Source organism: Terriglobales bacterium (genome assembly GCA_035764005.1).
Classification (GTDB): Bacteria; Acidobacteriota; Terriglobia; order Terriglobales; family Acidobacteriaceae; genus Gp1-AA112.
Genome location: DASTZZ010000069.1, coordinates 80,105 through 98,278, shown reverse-complemented (window position 1 = coordinate 98,278; position 18,174 = coordinate 80,105). Strand labels below are relative to the sequence as shown.

The window sequence follows — 18,174 nt, the reverse complement described above, 5'->3', positions numbered from 1 at the left end:
GCGAACGGTACTGACGCTGCTACACGTAGTTGTTTGCATTGAAAGCTCTTTCAGGAGAAATCTGCGCACGGGCAGTCTGTACCGAATGGAATCATCTCGGAGAGTAAGCGCAGCTTCCGGAGTCAGCCGTCGCGAGTTCTTGCGACGTTCCTCTGTCGTCGCTGCTGCGCCGCTGCTTACGTCGCAAGCAGAAGGGCAGACTCGGCCCAACGTAATTCTCATCATCTCCGACCAGTTTCGCTGGGATTGCGTGGGTGCTAACGGCCGCAATCCACTGAACCTCACCCCGAATCTCGATGCAATGGCTGCGGAGGGCACAAACTTCGCGAATGCGATCACGAACCAACCGGTGTGCGGGCCGTCTCGTGCATGTCTCTTCACCGGCATGTATGCGACCCGAAACGGTGTCTGGCACAACGGCCTGCCGCTTCCACCGGAGTCGGAAACGTTTGCAAAGGCATTCCGCCGGGCAGGCTACACAGCGAACTATGTAGGCAAATGGCATCTCGCTCCAGAAAACCATAAGGATCCAGCGACGCTCGGCCCAGTCCCAAAACAGTACCGGGGAGGCTTCGACGATTTCTGGGAAGGATGCAATGTGCTCGAGCTCACATCTCATCCTTATGAAGGCACGATCTGGGACTCCGCGGGAAATCCGATCACGTTTAAAGACACATATCGCGTCGATTTCATTACCGACCGTGTGGTGCGCTTCTTGCGACAAAAGCCGCGAGAGCCGTTTCTGCTTGTGATTTCCTACCTCGAGCCGCACTTCCAGAATGATTGCAACTGCTTCGTCGCTCCCAAGGGCTATGCAGATCGCTACAGAAATTCCTTTATCCCGCGCGACCTGTCATTCTTTCCCGGCGATTGGCAGGAGCAATTGCCTGACTACTATGGATGCGTCGCGCGCGTGGACGAGAACGTTGGACGCCTCCGTCAGGAACTCGCCTCGCTTGGACTTACAAAGCACACAGTGCTCGCATTCTTGAGCGACCACGGTTGCCATTTCCGTACACGCAATGCCGAGTACAAGCGCAGCGGTCACGAAAGCTCCGTTCATGTTCCGCTCGTGATGACTGGGCCCGGACTTGATAAGGGCCGGACCATAAAACAGCTCGTCGGGCAAATCGACGTTGCACCGACTCTGCTCGAAGCCGCAGGCATTCCGGCGCCAAGTTCCATTCAGGGAAAGAACTTTCTGCGACTTGCGGATGAAGGCGATCCAAATTGGCGGGACGAAGTCTTCATCCAGATCAGCGAATCCATGACCGGCCGCGCTTTGCGAACTCCGCAATGGAGCTACGTGGTAACCGAGCCCGACGGAAAATCACACGAGTCAGCCTCTACTTACGTTGAATATCAGCTCTATGATCTGTTCGCAGATCCGCATCAACTGTTAAATCTAGCCGGCCGTCGCGAGACTCGCGATATCTCCGCCCATCTACGCGAGCGGCTGCTCAGTCGAATGAAAGAAGCAGGAGAAGAACCCGCCCAGATTGTGCCGGCGCCGCTATATCCATGAATGTTCTTTAGACTGTCGCAAGCATGAAGAAACGTCCCATTTCGGTAACAATCGTAAGCTGGGTCTATATAGTCGCTGGCATCGGAGGCATTGCCGCGCACGCAACCGAACTCGATCTGCGGCATCCATTCTCGAACGACGTCGTGCTCGCGCTAATCGTTCGGTTGCTGGCCGTTGTTGCTGGAATATTCATGTTGCGCGGCGCCAACTGGGCACGTTGGCTCGCGATTGTTTGGATTGCGTTCCACGTGGTATTAAGCGCTTTTCACTCATTCCCATCGGCTGCATTTCATGCGCTGCTGCTCGCCGTGTTCGCGTATTTTCTCTGCCGCGGCCAAGCAAATACCTACTTTCACGCGAGAGGATCTGACTTGAATGTAGTGTCGCAAATGCCGGACTGAGAGTGGGAGTAACTGGATAATCGAAAACTCGATTGAGGCACTATCGTTTGCGAAGCATGGAAAGACGCATTTTCAATGATCCATTTCTGTTAGCTGATCGCATTCAGAGTGAAGGAGATGCAATCACAGCCTCTCTGCTCGGAGCGCTTCAACGCAATCTCACCTATGCAGAGGGCGTTTCGGAAGCGCGCCGGAATGAGTTTCGGAAGCGATGGGTTGCATTGCTCCGGGAAGAAGCGAGTTGCTACAGCGATTCGGCAGTATCTGATGTGCAGCATTGCGCGTCGCTTCGACGCATATCAGACAATTTATCGCTGGAATTTGGTTCCTACTTGGTTGGTCGGCGTTTTCGGCTGGGCACAGCGCAGAAGAGCTTCAATTTGTACCTCAAATACATTTGGCGAATGGGACGAACGCAAATACCTCCACCGCATTGCCCAATCGACAGCATTGTTTTACAAGCAGCAGGTATTGACGGTAACTGGACGAAATGCGACTCCGAGCATCAATACATGGATTGGGTGGGTCTAATTCGGAACAAGGCACATCCACTTCACATTGCAGATTGGGAATACGACATTTGGCTACGTGAAGCACTCAAGAGGAGATCGGCGTCGTCTTCGTGGAGCACCTAGGACTGAATCTGACGCCGAACCACACTTCTAAACACCACCGCTAGTGTTGGCGTCTCCGATTCCTACCAGCCCCTGTTTTCCACATAGAAGCGAGCAATAAAACACCTCAACCTAAAAAAATCCTATTGACATCCAACCACTTCGGCGTAGGATGTGGTCAAAAGTGGTTGAAAGTGGTCGAACAAGCTGTATTCGTGGTCAAAGTGGTCGAGAGTGGCAGCGGATGCGAATGAGACTTCAAAATCCGGCGAACCACAGGAAAACAACCTCTAAGACCCGATTTTTCGCTGCTTCAGCCTCCTTGGCGCTGTTGGCCGTAGCCAGCCAGAGCCAGACGGTTAATCAATGTTTCGCGGCAATCACCCAACGCGCGTGGACGAAAAGGGACGACTCAAGGTCCCTGCCGAGTTCAAGCGCACCATCGACGAGAGCTATGGTGGCGGGCAATTTTACATCACCAGCCGCGATGGGAAGGTTGCCGAGATATATCCCTTTGAGGAGTGGCAGCGGATCGAAGAGAAGCTGGCGAAGGTTTCAAACTTCAATCCGGCCAAGAAAAAGTTTCTCGACCGAGTCAATTACTACGGGCAGATGGTCGAGATCGATAACCAGGGGAGATTGCTGATTCCGCAGTTGCTGCGCGATTCGGCGGATGTGAAAGGGGAAGTGCTGGTCTTCGGGAACCTGACGTACCTGGAAGTTCGGAACGCTGAACAGTTCCGCAAGCACCTCGAAGCCAACCCGATCACTCCAGAGGATGAAAAGACACTCGCTGATCTGGGTATCTAGCGGTGGAAGACAACAAGGCCTCCCAGGAGGTCGGACATGGCGGGGATGGTGGAAAGCGTCATGTTCCAGTTCTTTTAAAAGAAGCGATCCATTTTCTGAACGTGCGGCGCGGCGGCACCTATATAGACGCGACCCTCGGGCTTGGCGGCCACTCTTACGAAATCGCAAGGCTCCTCGGCCCACAGGGACGTTTGATTGGCTTCGATAAGGATCCGGCGGCGCTGGAGCTGGCGCGCAATCGTCTCGATGGTCTCGCGGCTGAACTCGGCGGCGAGGCGCCGAACATCGAGCTGATTCACGATTCGTATTCCCGAATCGGGCAACGAGTCGAGGCCGCGAGCGCAGACGGTCTGCTGGCGGATCTGGGAATCAGCTCCATGCAACTCTCCGACGCAGCACGCGGATTCAGTTTTCAGGCGGAAGGGCCGCTCGACATGCGCATGGACCCGCGCAGTGAGCGCACCGCCGATCAAGTGGTAAACCGCATCGACGAGAGAACTCTCGCCGATGTGATTTACGAATTCGGTGAGGAAAGGAGGTCGCGGAGAATCGCCAGAGCCATTGTCCGGGCACGGCCGATACGATCGACAGCGCATTTAGCTCAAGTTGTAGCGGCCGCGCTCCCGGCAATGAAATACCAGCGCATTCATCCAGCGACGACCACTTTCCAGGCAATCCGAATCTTCGTAAACCGCGAACTTGAGGACCTGAAGGAGTTACTCGAGGCAGCTCCTCAGGTCCTCCTCCCTTCGGTTGGGAGATTGGTAGTGATCAGCTTTCACTCGCTGGAAGATCGCATAGTGAAAGAAGCGATGCGCGAGGGAGCAAAGGACGGCGTCTACCGACTGCTGACAAAAAAGCCGGTGACGGCTTCGGAAGAAGAAGTGGATCGCAATCCGCGAGCAAGAAGCGCAAAGCTACGCTCGGCGGAAAGAGTTTAGGAATTTGGTGATTTGGTGATTTCGTGATTTCGTGATTGCGCGATTGTAAAGGCAGATTGATTCTCAATCGCGAAATCGCGAAATCAGGAAATCACGAAATGGTTTTTCGAGGTTGACCGGTTCAGTATCGTCCTGCCGGATGAAACTTAAGGGCGAAAGACAAATCTTCAGCACACCTACCTCATCGAGCGGTGCTGAACCGGCTTAACAAGTTTGGAAGTAGAGAGTCAGCAGTAGCAGTCAGTACCGTTCGCGGTAGCGAACGGGTCAGTGGCAACACCCATCCGCTACGCGGACGGTACTGACAAGCAAGCTGTACAAAGCACACGTATTAAGGAGGAAGCAAACATGTACACGGGCAGACTAATCGACGAACTGATCGAGAGCGTGCAGCGCGCCGAGAACGAAGCGCACATCTATCGTGAGGAAGAGCCGGTGGAGGGCTTCATCGCCGCGCACATGCTCGAAGCTTCGTTCCATCACCAGTACGCCGGAGTAGCATAAATGGCAACCCAGGCAATCCCCGGCTATTGCGGATACCGCATGTGGCAGCCGGTCGGCTCACAACGAAAATGGGGCGGAGTCACGCCGGAGATCTATTTCAACAAGGCGATCGACAACTCGCGCCTGGTGAAGGTCGCCGATCCGCAGCGCGCGCGAGAGATTCGCATGTTTTCCATCGCTGCCGCCGTACTCTTCAGTTTCATCATGATCTACGCGTGGCAGCACCTGAGCTCGATCGAGTACGGCTACAAGATCGAAGCGCAGAAGATCGAGCGCGATGCGCTCCTCGAACAGAACCGCGCACTGCGATTGGAAGAAGCATCGCTTCGAGACCCTGATCGAATCGAGCAGCTAGCCGCGCGGATGGGCCTTGTGTCCCCTCAGGCAGGACAAGTTATGCACCTCGAAGTCTCCGTCGATCCTTCCGCGCCAGTGATGGCGAAGGCGAGTGGGATTCAGGTGGTGGATAGTTGGCAGTAAAGCAGCAATCAGCACTCAGCCGTCAGCAATCAGCCACTGCGGCCCAGTTCAGGAGCTTTGGCTGAATGCTGAGAGCTGAGTGCTGACTGCTTTTCTACAAGTTGGCCGGTGATAACCGACCCGGGTGGTGGCCTCGGAAAACCAACCAGGCCGCCACGCACGTTTATCTGTTCAAGATTGTCATTCCGAACCGCCGATTTTTGGCGGTGAGGAATCCCTATAGCCTGCGACTCACGTCAAGTGAGCCGTAAGAGTTGAAATTGTGAATGTCGATAGGGATTCCTCACTTCGTTCGGAATGACAAACTGAACGACAACTGAATCACCTCCGCAGCCTCGATGCCCACAGTCACCGCGAAAACCGAGGGCCGTCTCCGCCTGTCGCTCTTTGCGACATTTTTTTGTCTTTGGATTTTCGCCATCTTCCTCCGGCTGTTGTGGCTCCAGATTGGCGAATACGGATTTCTGACGCAAAAAGCCGCACGCCAGCAGCAGCGCAGCATTGAGGTCGCACCGCCACGCGGCATCATCTATGACCGCAAAGGGCGGGAACTGGCGATGAGCATCCAGGTGGACTCAGTGTTCGCGGTTCCTTCTGAAATTCCCGATCAAGGAACTACAGCGCGGCTGTTGGCGCGCATTCTTAAAGCTGATCCTAAAGAGATTTTTGCCAAGTTGGAGTCCTCGCGCTCTTTTGCCTGGATTGCTCGCAAGCTCGACAACGATACTTCCGCCCGAATTCGCGCGTTGAATCTGAAAGGCATCTACTTCCAGAAGGAACCCAAACGTTTCTATCCGAAAAACGATCTGGCCGCTCAGGTGATCGGCTACGTCGGTATGGACGACGAGGGCCTTGCCGGCATCGAGCGATCGTTCGATGAGCGTCTACGCGGACGTGCAGGCAAGATGCTCATCACCATGGATGCGCGGCATCGCTGGGTAGGGCGAGTGGAGAAGAATCCCGTGCCGGGCCAGAACCTCGTGCTCACCATCGATGAAGATATCCAGCATATCGCGGAAAAAGAGCTGGAGGCTGCGATGCAGCAGACGCACGCCGAGGCCGGCACAGTCGTGATTCAGAATCCCAGAACGGGAGAGATTCTGGCGCTGGCCAACTATCCGACGTTCAATCCGAACAACTCGCGTGGGATCAGTCCGAAGTCGCTGAGGAATCGCGCAGTGAGCGACGCGTATGAGCCGGGATCGACGTTCAAGATGGTCACCATTGCGGCCGCGCTCGAAGAGAAGGTTACGAATCCGAACGAAGTGTTCGATTGCCAGATGGGCAAGATCTTCCTCGGTGGCCGCACGATTCACGACCACAAGGCCTACGGTATGCTCACGGTCAGCCAGGTTCTGCAAAACTCCAGCGACGTAGGCGCCATTAAGATTGCGCTCCGCCTCGGCGATGATCGCATGTACAAGTACATCCGCGACTTCGGCTTCGGTTCCCGAACTGGGATTGAGCTGCCGGGCGAGACTCGCGGCATGACCAAGCCGGTGAGCCGCTGGTCCAAGATGAGCATTGGCGCGATCTCCATGGGTCAGGAGATCGGAGTGTCTCCGCTTCAGCTTGTGTCTATGACCTCGGCAATGGCGAACGATGGCATCTGGACTCCGCCACGCATCGTCGCGGGAACAACGGCAGGATCGGTGGATGTAGTAGGAGGGCCGGCGCGGTCGCTGGTCTTCCATCCTGGGCAGCAGCATCGCGTGATCTCCTCGATGACTGCAGCGGAAATGCGGGAGATGCTGCAGGAGGTCGTGCTAAAGGGCACTGGTAAAAAGGCGATTCTCGACGGCTACAGCTCCGCGGGGAAGACCGGCACCGCACAAAAGATCAATCCGCTGACACATAGGTACGGGTCGAAAGACATTGCGTCGTTCTCCGGCTTTGCTCCGGTAAATAATCCAGCCGTCACGATCACGGTGATTCTGGACTCGCCCGTGGGACCGCATGAGGGTGGACTGGTGGCTGCGCCCGCCTGGGCACGAATCGCGCAGCAGGTGTTGGAATACCTCGACGTCCCGCATGACGTTGACGTAAGAAGCTCGCAACGGATGCTGCTTCGCGCCTCGAAGGATCGAGGTGATTCGATGGAAGGGTCCCCCGACCATATCGGAGAAGAAGTCGCGGAAAGCGACAACACAGAAACAGAGCCGACGGTGAGCACGGTAACGCAAGCCTCGAACGGCGTAGTCCCGGTCACTTATCATCAGCCCGTAAACCAAACTCCGAATCTGCCCGTTGCAGATGGGAGCAATGCGTCGGCAATAACTCCATCGGAGCAACAGAATCCTCCTCCGAAAACCGGCACCGTCGTTCTTGATTCCGATTCCGCTCTTACCGTGCCCTCGTTCCTGGGCAAGCCGGTTCGGACAGTGATTGAAGAGAGTGAAAGAGCAGGACTGGAGGTGGACGTCTTCGGATCGGGAGTTGCTAAGCAACAGAATCCTCCGCCGGGAGCCCGCATTCCAGCAGGCGGACACGTCACTGTCCAGTTCGCGCGGTAAAGCTTTTTTTCACCAGAGATGCGGAGGACACGGAGGGTTTCATTGTCATTCCGAACCGCCGATTTTGCGGTGAGGAATCCCTATTGATTCTCACAACCGTTGTATGGCTGAAAGTTTACCTCTACCGATTTCGAGGCTTTATAGAATCTCGGAATTCACGAGACATCAACTGTGTGTTTGATCATAGGGATTCCTCGCCGCCAACAATCGGCGGTTCGGAATGACAACAAAAGACCTCCTCCGTGGCTGCGTGGTGAACAGCCCCGAATTGGTACCGCTATAATTTGCAAATGAAGTTCCGCGACATCATCCGCAATGTCGAGACGCTCTCTGTGAGCGGCGACGCCGAGATTACCGGCATTGCTTATGACTCGCGGAAGGTGAAGCCGGGATTTCTGTTTCTCGCCATGCGCGGCGAGAGTAGTGATGGCAATCGGTTCATCGATGCTGCGCTGCGTGCAGGCGCCTCAGCAATCGTTACGGATTCGGATACTACTGTCTCGCCGCCGAACATTGCATTTGCACAAGTCGCGCATGGAAGGCAGGCTCTGGCCAAGATCAGCGCGAACTTTTATGGTCGTCCGGCGGATCATCTCAAGCTGACCGGCGTTACCGGCACGAATGGAAAGACCACGACTACGTTTGTTGTCGAGCACATTCTGCGCACCGCCGGCCGCTCGGTTGCGATGATTGGAACGATTGAATATCACGTCGCCGGACGTGTGCTGCCTGCTCCACATACCACGCCGGAATCGCTGGAGTTGAATGCGACCTTTGCGGAAGCTGTGCATGCGGGCGCAACAGAAGCCGTCATGGAGGTCTCCTCGCACGCGCTGGAGCAGGGTCGCGTGTACGGGCTGCACTATGATGTTGCCGTCTTTACCAATCTCACGCGTGATCACCTCGACTATCACCAGAGCATGGAAGCGTACTTAGCAGCGAAAGCCAAGTTGTTTCAGGGCGATGGCGCTGCGCCTCCTGCCATTGCGGTCATAAATCAAGACGATGAGTACGGAGTCAAGCTGCGCGAAATCGCGCAGGAGAGCGGCTCCGAAGTGATTGGCTATGGATTACACGGAGCGCGAGCAAGAGCCGAGAACATTGTGTATTCCCCCACTGGAACACGATTCGATTTGCGTCTCGGCGACGAGACGATCGGCTGTGAGTCTCGTCTGATCGGCGAGATCAACGTGTACAACGTGCTCGCGGCTTCGGCTGCTGCCTACGCGCGGGGATGTGCGCTCGATCAGATTCGTGATGCGATCGCAAGCTTCACGCGCGTGCCGGGCAGGTTTGAGCGCATCGATTGCGGTCAGCCGTTCATTGTTGTCGTTGACTATGCGCATACTGACGACGCTCTTCGCAATCTAACGCGCATCGCTCGCCAACTGTTGGCGCAGCAGAAGTCTGAAGGACGAATCATCACGCTCTTCGGCTGCGGCGGCGATCGCGATCGCACCAAGCGTCCGCTGATGGCGCGCGCTGCAGGTGAGGGAAGCGATTTCGTGGTGCTTACATCCGACAATCCGCGCAGTGAAGATCCGCTGGCGATCATCGCCGATGCGCTTCCCGGATTGACACAAACCGGCAGCCGTCATGTGGTCGAGCCAGACCGGCGAAAAGCTATTGGCATAGCGATTAACGAAGCTCGATCAGGCGACATCGTGCTCATTGCCGGAAAGGGGCACGAAAAATATCAGATCACCCGCGCGGGAACATTTTCCTTCGACGACGTGCAGGTCGCGCGCGAGGCGCTGGCGCAGGTGGGATATCAAGCTGCTCGTGAAGGAGCGCCAGTCGCATGAAGCTTCCGCTGTGGCGCGTTGCCGAATTCGTGCAGGCCTCGGGCAAGTTCGATGGTGAGCAGGTCGCCGGCGGGTACTCGATCGATTCGCGCACACTTCAACCCGGAGACCTCTTCTTTGCGATTCGCGGCGAGCGTCTCGATGGGCACGACTATGTCGAGAAAGCTCTGCAGGCGGGAGCCTCGGGAGCGATAATCGCGATCGATCAAGCCGAGAGGTTCGCAGCATCCGGCAAAGTCCTGATCGTGAAGGACACGCTCGTCGCTCTGCAGCGTCTCGGTGCGGCCGTGCGCAGGCTCTGGGGCAAGCGCCTCGTGGGAGTCACTGGATCGGCTGGAAAGACAACCACCAAAGACGTGATCGCCCATGTGCTCTCGACGCGCTTTCGCGTGCTGAAATCACAAGGCAATCTCAACAACCATTTTGGACTGCCGCTGCAGTTGCTGAAGCTTGAGGCCGAGCACGACATCGCTGTGATCGAAATGGGAATGTCGCATGCTGGGGAGATCACTGCGCTTTGCGATGTCGCAAAGCCGGACTGGGGCGTCGTTACGGCGGTTGCTCCCGTCCATCTCGAATTCTTTCCTGATGGAATTGCTGGAATTGCACGAGCGAAATACGAGCTGATTGCTTCGCTTCCATCCTCCGGTGTGGCCTTCCTGAATGCCGATGATCCTTATGTTTCCCAATTCGGACGCGACTTTCGCGGCAAGGTAGTCATGTTCGGGATCTCGCACGCGGCGGATGTGTCGGCGAAATCGCTGGAAGATCTCGGTCCGCGTGGCTCGCGCTTTCAATTGCAGGCTGGCGGAGTGATCACTCCGGCGGAACTTCCATTGCTCGGCAGCCATAACGTTTCCAACGCCCTCGCCGGAGTCGCCGTGGCGCTTGAGGCTGGAGTCACTCCATCCGAAGCCGCGGCTTCTTTAGCTTCCTTGAAGGCTCCTGATAAACGCGGTCAGGTTCTTCAGATCAACGGAGCCACGATCATCAACGATTGCTACAACTCGAATCCCAAGGCGCTGGAGGCAATGGTGGATGTGGTGGCCTCTTCTCCGGCAAAGCGGCGCATAGTGGTCGCCGGTGAAATGCTGGAACTTGGTCCCGCCGCTCCTGAGCTTCATCGTCAGAGCGGGAATCACGTTGCTCAACGCAAGATCGACATTCTTCTCGGAGTCCGCGGCGCTGCCAGCTTTATAGTGGAGGGAGCCGCAGCCGGAGGTGTTTTCGCGAAGTTCGTTCCCGAGCCCGAACTGGCAGGAGATTGGTTAGCGGAGAATCTTAAGGCAGGTGACGTCGTTCTTTTGAAGGCATCGCGCGGCGTGAAACTCGAGCGGGCGCTGGAGCGGTTGAATGAACGGCTCGGTACGTCAATGCAGGTGAAGTAGCCTCTGCAATTGTTGCAAGGCTGAGTGCCGGAGGCACGTCATGTGAAAGCCCAGGACGAAGTCCTGGGTTTGCGTGTTTGCAAAATCAGAGTCCCAGAGGGACGGCACCTCGGGAAGTGTCGTGCCTCCGGCACTCGATTGCGATTGGGATGTTTCCCAGGACTTCGTCCTGGGCTGTCACATTTCGGCCCTCCGGGCCTGCGGCCAAGGATCACCGGCGTTGGCATCCACGTCACGCGATTCAAAGGCCGCGAACGTAATCCTTTTCGGAGGAAGATTGCTTTACTGGCTCCTTTATCAGAAGCTGCATACGTTTTTTCCTCCGTTTCGCATCTTCAGTTACATCACCTTCCGCACGGCCTTCGCGAGCCTGACCGCTCTGTTCATGGGGATGGTGGTTGGTCCGGCGATCATCCGCCAGCTTCGCGAGTTCCAGATTGGGCAATATATAAGAGAAGAAGGACCTGCGGCTCATCAGAAGAAAGCCGGCACGCCGACGATGGGAGGCGTGCTGATCGTTGTCGCCATTCTGGTTCCGACCGTGCTGTGGGCGGACCTGTCGAATCCGTATATCTGGATAGCGGTGCTCTCCACGATCGCATTCGCGGCAATTGGATTTGCCGACGACTATCTAAAGATCGTTCACCATCGCAATCTGGGACTTACAGGACGGGCCAAACTGGGATTCCAGATTGTGACCAGCATAGGAATCGCCGTAGTGCTGGTTTGGATGCAAGCGGCAGGGAAGTATTCGACGCATCTGATGGTCCCATTCGTGAAACGATTCCAGCCCGATCTTGCCATTGGCGCATTAGAGAAAGTTCCGCATCTGTGGCTGGTAGCATTCATTCCGTTTATTGCATTTGTTGCACTGGTGATCGTGGGATCAAGCAATGCCGTCAACCTGACCGATGGACTCGATGGGTTGGCGATCGGCTGCACGATCGTTGCCGCCGCCGCTCTGACCGTTCTTACTTATGTGAGTGGACATGCGCGATTTGCCGAATATCTTGGCTTGCAGAAGATGCCGCAGGTCGCCGAAGTTACGATCTTCTGCGGCGCCATGGTGGGATCGAGTATCGGCTTTCTCTGGTACAACGCTCATCCCGCCGAGATATTTATGGGCGACGTGGGTTCTCTTGGGCTCGGCGGCGCGATTGGTACGGTTGCGGTGATCATCAAGCAGGAACTGCTGCTGCCATTCATTGGGGGAGTTTTTGTACTCGAAGCGTTATCGGTCATGCTGCAGGTCGGTTCCTACAAGCTGCGCAAGAAACGCATCTTCAAAATGGCGCCGCTTCATCATCATTTCGAGCTGATTGGATGGAGCGAGTCGAAGGTGATCGTGCGCTTCTGGATCGCTGCACTGGTGTTTGCACTTTTTGCTCTGACCACGCTTAAACTACGCTGATCTCCACAACAACTCATGGCACAATGGCGAGTGGCAATGGAAGTAAAAGGCAAACGTGTGCTGGTCGTCGGACTGGGAAAGTCCGGCGTGGCTTCGGCACAGTTTCTCGCCGCTCGTGGAGCGCGCGTTACGGTTTCCGATACGCGCAGCCAGAACGAACTCAAGACGCAGATTCCTGCGCTGCTCGATCGCGGTATTGCGGTCGAAACCGGTGGCCATGGGGAGCGCACTTTCCGCGATCAAGATTTAATAGTCGTTAGTCCTGGCGTTCCGTCCGATTTGCCGCAGCTCGTACGCGCTCGGGGGCAGGGAATCCCGGTCATCGGTGAGATCGAGCTCGCCGCACGTTTTCTGAGAGGCAAGATCGTTGCGATCACCGGCTCTAATGGCAAAACCACAACAACTACTCTCTGCGGCGAAGTGATTGCGAGCGCGAGTCAACGCACGCTGGTGGGCGGCAACATCGGGACCCCTGTGATTTTGCTAGTCGATGATTCGACTGACGACACGGTAAATGTAATTGAGGTCTCGAGCTTTCAGCTCGAGACCATCGAAACATTTCATCCTAATATTGCGGTTGTACTCAACATCACGCCCGACCATCTTGATCGTCACGGCAGCATGGAGGCATACACCGCGGCGAAGGCTCGCATCTTCGAAAATCAAGATGCATCCGATTACTCGGTTCTGAATCTCGATGACGAAGGCAGCGCGGGACTGCGCTCGCGAACCCAAGGCCAGCTCTGCTGGTTCACGCGCAAGCAGCAGCTGTCTGGTGATCAGACGGGAACGTTTGTGCGTGAAGGCCGAATTTACTGGCGAGACGGCATGCACGAGCAAGCCATCATGCCTGCTTCTGAGATTCCGCTCAAAGGTGCGCACAATCTGGAAAACGTTCTGGCAGCCGTTGCTGTCGGGCGACTCTGCGGCTGCGACGCTGTCACCATCGCCAACGCGGTGCGCAAGTTCAAAGCTGTCGAACATCGTCTGCAATACATCGCCACCATCAGCGGCGTCGAGTACTACAACGATTCCAAGGCTACAAACGTCGACGCCACGATCAAAGCGATCGAGTCATTCCCGGGAAACATTCACCTCATCCTGGGCGGAAAAGACAAAGACAGCGACTACACGCTCATGAATCACCTGCTGCGTGAGCGTGTGAAGCGCGTGTACACGATTGGCTCGGCGGCAGAGAAGATTCGCGCGCACGTCCAATCCGCCGTTGAAGTACTACCTTGTAAAACTCTCGACGCGGCGGTCGATCGCGCTCGCGATCTCGCGAAGTCCGGCGACGTCGTCTTGCTCGCCCCAGCCTGTTCCAGCTTCGATCAGTTCGAGAACTACGAACATCGTGGTCGCACCTTCCGCGCGCTCGTCGAGCGCTTAGCTGATGCGACCCCAGCAGGATCGGAGCGCCACTGATGGCAAAACGCGTCAGCGTTGATCGCTGGCTGTTCGGCGCAACTATTCTTCTCGTTCTTCTCGGATTACTAATGGTCTTCAGCGCGTCGGCAGTGATGGCCAAGGATCGCTTCGGCTCTCCTTACACATTTGTTCTGCGCCAGATCGGGTGGGCATGCGCGGGAGTGCTGGCCATGGTCGCGCTGATGCGCGTGGACTACCGCCGCTACAAGCATCCCGCGGTGGTTTTCACGCTGCTCGGCGTCACCATGGTGCTGCTCGTCGCAGTGCTATTCCTCGATCGCTCGCACAACACGCATCGGTGGATTCGCTTTGGACCGTTTTCTTTCCAGCCGTCGGAGCTCGCCAAACCTGCACTGATTTTGTTTCTGGCCTATTTCCTCGAGACGAGAACGAAGAGCATTGAAGATTGGAAGCACACGCTGTTGCCCGCCGTTGTGCCCAGTTTGATTTTCTCTCTGCTGATTGTGAAGCAGCCCGATTTGGGAACGGCGCTGGTGTGCATGGCCATGACTGCTTCCGTCCTCTTCGTTGCCGGGATGGAGATCAAGTATCTCGGATACGGCATCCTCGCCAGCCTGCCGTTCCTCTACTACCTCCTCTTCCATGTCGGATTTCGACGCCAGCGTATGCTCGCGTTCGTAAATCCCTGGGCCGATCCGCAGGGCGCCGGCTTCCACATGATTCAATCGCTAATCGCTGTTGGGACCGGAGGCATTACCGGATTGGGATTGATGGAAGGCAAGCAAAAGCTCTTTTATCTTCCTGAGCCGCATACGGACTTTATTTTTGCCGTGATCGCAGAAGAGCTTGGCCTGATCGGAACAGTCGCGGTAGTCACGTTATTCGCTGTGTTTTGCTATCGCGGCATGCGCGCCGCGATCCGTACATCCGATCTCTTCGGCCGCTTCCTTGCCGTCGGGATCACCGGCACGGTCGCGATTCAGGCGTTCTTCAACATCAGCGTCGTGCTGGGGCTACTGCCAACCAAAGGCATCCCACTGCCCTTCATCTCCTATGGCGGCAGTTCTTTATTCATCACTCTGGCGTGTGTTGGAGTATTGCTGAACATTAGCCAGCAGACAGACTAGAGCCGTCTGGTCTATACCCTTGATATATACTAGAACAAGGGGATCCTGAGATGGCAAAAGAAGTGTTAGCCAAATTGTTTCGGAACGGCCGAAGCCAGGCGGTTCGACTTCCGAAGGAATTCCGCTTTGAAGGAGATCGTGTGCTGATTCGGCGAGTTCGCAACGGAGTGCTCCTCCAACCGGTCAAGTTCAACGTGCGAGAGTGGTTTGCGGAAATCGATCGTCTGCGAGGAGACGAACCCTTTATGAAAGAAGGACGCAACCAGCCGCGAACGCCCAAGCGGGACGTGTTCAAGTGAACTATCTTCTCGATACCAATGTGTGTATCGCGCTGCTTAACGAGCAGGATGAAGAAGTAAGGAAAAAATTTGAACAGGCGATCCAGTCTGGCCATACCATACACGTTTCGGCAATTGTCCTTTTCGAACTGTGGTATGGCGTAGGGAAGGGCAGTCGGACGGAAAGGAATCGAAACATGCTATTAAAGTTTCTTTCGCCTTCACTTTCGGCAGTTTCGTTCGATGCGGAAGACGCTGAAATAGCTGGTATGCAGAGAGCGGCTCTTGAAAAGGTGGGACGGCCGATCGGTCCGTATGACCTCCTGATTGCGGGACAAGCGTTGCGGCGCAACTGGACGCTGGTGACTGCAAATGTTTCGGAGTTCTCGCGCATAAAAGGACTGACTTGGGAAGATTGGTCCCGAGGTTAGAACAGGGGCAATGCGAGCCGCAATTGTAGGCGGTGGTACAGGCGGGCACGTGATACCCGCTTTGGCGATTGCGCGCGAGCTGCGTGAGCGCCACTCCGCGGAAATCATGTTCATCGGAACGAGTCGCGGGATCGAAACCCGACTTGTTCCGCAGGCCGGTTTTCCGCTTCATCTGGTTCAAGTCGGTCAATTAAAGAACGTCAGCATTACTCGACGCGCCCGCACTCTCACCGACATTCCCCGAGCTGTATTCGCCTGCCGCAAGCTATTCGCCGACTTTCGACCGCAGGTGGTGATCGGGGTTGGAGGATATGCATCGGGTCCGGCGATGCTCGCGGCTATCCTGATGCGAATTCCCACTTTGGCGTTTGAGCCCAACCTGGTTCCCGGATTTGCTAACCGGATGGTTGCTCGTTTCGTAAGCGCAGCAGCAGTGCACTTTGAGGAGACCAAACGCTTCTTTCGCAATGCTGTAGTAACCGGCGTGCCAGTCCGGCAAGAGTTCTTCCGTATTCCTGAGCGTCCGTTCACGCCTCCTGGATCATTGCTGGTATTCGGAGGCAGCCAGGGCGCACGCGTTCTGAATCAGACGATGATCGATTCAATTCCAAAATGGAAGGAATTGGGAATTCGGGTTCGGCACCAGACCGGCGAGCGCGATTTCGAAAAGGTTGATTCGGCGTACAAGCAGGCAGCCTTTCCCGCGCAGGTGAGTCGTTTCATCGATGACATGCCTTCAGCGTTTGCCGAGGCCGATTTGGTGTTGTGTCGCTCTGGCGCAAGCACCGTAGGAGAAATCACGGCGGCAGGGAAGCCGGCCATCTTCGTTCCGTTCCCATTTGCTGCCGACGATCATCAGCGCAAGAACGCGGAGGCAGTAGAGAACGCTGGAGGTGCGCGGCTCATTCCCGAATCGGAGCTGACTCCTGAACGGCTGAGTGCTGCAGTTGCCGACCTGCTTCAAAGTCCAGCAATTTTGAATGAAATGTCCCTCAAGGCTCGGTCGCTGTCTCATCCTGAAGCTGTGCGCCAAATCGGCGAGATGGCTGCCAAGCTCGCGACCGAGGCACAGAAGGCATAGGACAGCAAAGGCAATTCCTTGTAACCTGTTCTCAGTACCCTATCCCCTATGTTCGCGAAGATTCAGCGCATCCACTTTGTAGGTATCGGCGGTATCGGCATGAGCGGCATTGCGGAGGTGCTGCTCACTCTGGGCTACAAGGTCTCTGGATCTGATCTGCGCGAATCTTCGGTCACGAAGCGCCTCGCCAGTTTGGGAGCGCTGATCTTCATCGGTCACAGGGCGGGAAACGTCACCGGCTCGGAGACTGTGGTGACGAGTTCGGCGATTGCGCGCGACAATCCTGAGATTGAGGCGGCGCGAGCACAAAAGATTCCCGTCATTCCTCGCGCCGAGATGCTCGCCGAGCTAATGAGGCTCAAGTACGGTATTGCTATCGCCGGAATGCATGGGAAGACGACAACAACTTCGATGGTCGCTGCCGTGCTCGCTGCCGGAGGACTCGATCCTACTGTTGTTGTTGGTGGGCGCGTCGACGCCATGGGATCGAACGCGCGTCTGGGCAAATCGCAGTATCTCGTCGCTGAGGCCGATGAAAGCGATCGGTCGTTCCTCAAGCTTTCACCGATTCTCTCGATCGTTACCAATATCGATCGCGAGCATATGGACTGCTATCGCGACATGGACGACGTGGACCAAGCTTTTGTGGAGTTCATGAATCGCGTGCCGTTCTATGGAGCGGTGATCGCATGCATCGATAACGAGCGGCTGGCCGAGTTGCTGCCGCGTCTTGAGCGTCGTGTGATCACTTACGGCACTTCGGAGAAAGCTGATTTTCGTGCGAATGTCATCAACGCAGCGGTCAAACCGGCAGAAGGTGCACCGCGCAGCCGGTTTGCAGTTGAGAATCGCGGCAAGAGGGTGGGCGAGTTCGCTTTGCACGTGCCTGGTCATCACAACATCCTGAACGCTACGGCCGCGGTTGCCGCTGGAATTGGGCTCGACGTTCCGGCGGACAAGATCTCAGAGGCTTTGACTCAATTCCGTGGTGTAGATCGGCGCTTTCAACTGAAAGGGACTGCAGAAGGCGTGGCCGTGGTCGATGACTACGGCCATCATCCGACAGAAATTCGGGCTACTCTCGCCGCAGCGCGGCAGTGCGGTTATCACAACATCCATGTGATCTTTCAGCCGCATCGATACACTCGGACGCGCGATCTGGCCGAGGAGTTCGCAACCGCATTCCGTGATGCCGATACTCTACAGATTTTGGATATTTACGCGGCCAGCGAGGATCCCATTCCGGGAATCACGGCCGAGTCGCTGGTTCAACGGATTCGTTCTGCGGGAAATGATGTCCACTATGCCGCCTCTTTTCAGGACGCCGTGAATTCAGCAGTGCGGCGTGTCGAGGATGGAGACCTTGTTCTGACTCTCGGTGCGGGCAGTGTGTACCAGATTGGGCCGATGGTGCTGGAGGAATTGGAGAAACGAACTGCAGCCAAGAGTGCGTCGTAAGGAACCAGAGCTAACACC

General features: G+C 56.1%; 17 protein-coding genes. All 17 read left to right on the top strand.

Translation table 11 applies throughout. The features are described from left to right. The first annotated feature begins 85 nt into the window (after nt 1-85). The 17 genes from VFU50_11350 (at nt 86) to murC (ending at nt 18,156) form a co-directional block, all read left to right on the top strand. The gene (locus VFU50_11350) at nt 86-1,525 is read left to right on the top strand and encodes a sulfatase-like hydrolase/transferase (GenBank protein ID HEU5233450.1); all 1,440 of its coding nucleotides are present in this window, start codon (nt 86-88) and stop codon (nt 1,523-1,525) included. Nucleotides 1,526-1,548: 23 nt separating this feature from the next. Next, nucleotides 1,549-1,926, top strand: coding sequence for a hypothetical protein (locus tag VFU50_11345; protein HEU5233449.1), 378 nt, complete (start codon nt 1,549-1,551; stop codon nt 1,924-1,926). Between the two features lie 195 nt (nt 1,927-2,121). Further along, nucleotides 2,122-2,457, top strand: coding sequence for a hypothetical protein (locus tag VFU50_11340; protein HEU5233448.1), 336 nt, complete (start codon nt 2,122-2,124; stop codon nt 2,455-2,457). A 449-nt stretch (nt 2,458-2,906) separates the two neighbouring features. Continuing rightward, nucleotides 2,907-3,350 carry a division/cell wall cluster transcriptional repressor MraZ gene (locus VFU50_11335; protein HEU5233447.1) on the top strand — a complete coding sequence of 148 codons (444 nt, stop codon included), beginning with the start codon at nt 2,907-2,909 and terminating at the stop codon, nt 3,348-3,350. 2 nt (nt 3,351-3,352) lie between these two features. Then, nucleotides 3,353-4,291, top strand: a complete 939-nt coding sequence (gene rsmH / locus VFU50_11330; protein HEU5233446.1) for a 16S rRNA (cytosine(1402)-N(4))-methyltransferase RsmH — start codon at nt 3,353-3,355, stop codon at nt 4,289-4,291. Nucleotides 4,292-4,639: 348 nt separating this feature from the next. Next, nucleotides 4,640-4,795 carry a hypothetical protein gene (locus tag VFU50_11325; GenBank protein HEU5233445.1) on the top strand — a complete coding sequence of 52 codons (156 nt, stop codon included), beginning with the start codon at nt 4,640-4,642 and terminating at the stop codon, nt 4,793-4,795. Then, a complete protein-coding gene (locus VFU50_11320; GenBank protein ID HEU5233444.1) occupies nt 4,796-5,275 on the top strand; it encodes a cell division protein FtsL in 480 nt (159 codons plus the stop codon). A 338-nt stretch (nt 5,276-5,613) separates the two neighbouring features. Beyond that, the gene (locus VFU50_11315; GenBank protein HEU5233443.1) at nt 5,614-7,788 is read left to right on the top strand and encodes a penicillin-binding protein; all 2,175 of its coding nucleotides are present in this window, start codon (nt 5,614-5,616) and stop codon (nt 7,786-7,788) included. Between the two features lie 290 nt (nt 7,789-8,078). Next, nucleotides 8,079-9,593 (top strand): UDP-N-acetylmuramoyl-L-alanyl-D-glutamate--2,6-diaminopimelate ligase, encoded by a 1,515-nt coding sequence (locus VFU50_11310; GenBank protein ID HEU5233442.1) that lies wholly within the window; start codon nt 8,079-8,081, stop codon nt 9,591-9,593. Further along, nucleotides 9,590-10,981 (top strand): UDP-N-acetylmuramoyl-tripeptide--D-alanyl-D-alanine ligase, encoded by a 1,392-nt coding sequence (gene murF, locus VFU50_11305; GenBank protein HEU5233441.1) that lies wholly within the window; start codon nt 9,590-9,592, stop codon nt 10,979-10,981. Before VFU50_11310 ends, murF begins: the two co-directional genes overlap by 4 nt. A 277-nt stretch (nt 10,982-11,258) precedes the next feature. Next, the gene (gene mraY / locus VFU50_11300) at nt 11,259-12,392 is read left to right on the top strand and encodes a phospho-N-acetylmuramoyl-pentapeptide-transferase (GenBank protein ID HEU5233440.1); all 1,134 of its coding nucleotides are present in this window, start codon (nt 11,259-11,261) and stop codon (nt 12,390-12,392) included. A 36-nt stretch (nt 12,393-12,428) separates the two neighbouring features. Beyond that, nucleotides 12,429-13,817, top strand: a complete 1,389-nt coding sequence (murD, locus tag VFU50_11295; GenBank protein ID HEU5233439.1) for a UDP-N-acetylmuramoyl-L-alanine--D-glutamate ligase — start codon at nt 12,429-12,431, stop codon at nt 13,815-13,817. Next, nucleotides 13,817-14,908: a putative lipid II flippase FtsW gene (gene ftsW / locus VFU50_11290; protein ID HEU5233438.1), complete on the top strand. Its 1,092-nt coding sequence runs from the start codon at nt 13,817-13,819 to the stop codon at nt 14,906-14,908. Before murD ends, ftsW begins: the two co-directional genes overlap by 1 nt. A 50-nt stretch (nt 14,909-14,958) precedes the next feature. Continuing rightward, nucleotides 14,959-15,207 carry a type II toxin-antitoxin system VapB family antitoxin gene (vapB, locus tag VFU50_11285; protein HEU5233437.1) on the top strand — a complete coding sequence of 83 codons (249 nt, stop codon included), beginning with the start codon at nt 14,959-14,961 and terminating at the stop codon, nt 15,205-15,207. Next, nucleotides 15,204-15,617, top strand: a complete 414-nt coding sequence (locus VFU50_11280; protein ID HEU5233436.1) for a type II toxin-antitoxin system VapC family toxin — start codon at nt 15,204-15,206, stop codon at nt 15,615-15,617. Before vapB ends, VFU50_11280 begins: the two co-directional genes overlap by 4 nt. 10 nt (nt 15,618-15,627) lie before the next feature. Then, nucleotides 15,628-16,698 carry an undecaprenyldiphospho-muramoylpentapeptide beta-N-acetylglucosaminyltransferase gene (gene murG / locus VFU50_11275; protein ID HEU5233435.1) on the top strand — a complete coding sequence of 357 codons (1,071 nt, stop codon included), beginning with the start codon at nt 15,628-15,630 and terminating at the stop codon, nt 16,696-16,698. Nucleotides 16,699-16,746: 48 nt separating this feature from the next. Continuing rightward, nucleotides 16,747-18,156: a UDP-N-acetylmuramate--L-alanine ligase gene (gene murC, locus VFU50_11270; protein ID HEU5233434.1), complete on the top strand. Its 1,410-nt coding sequence runs from the start codon at nt 16,747-16,749 to the stop codon at nt 18,154-18,156. Nucleotides 18,157-18,174: the final 18 nt, after the last annotated feature.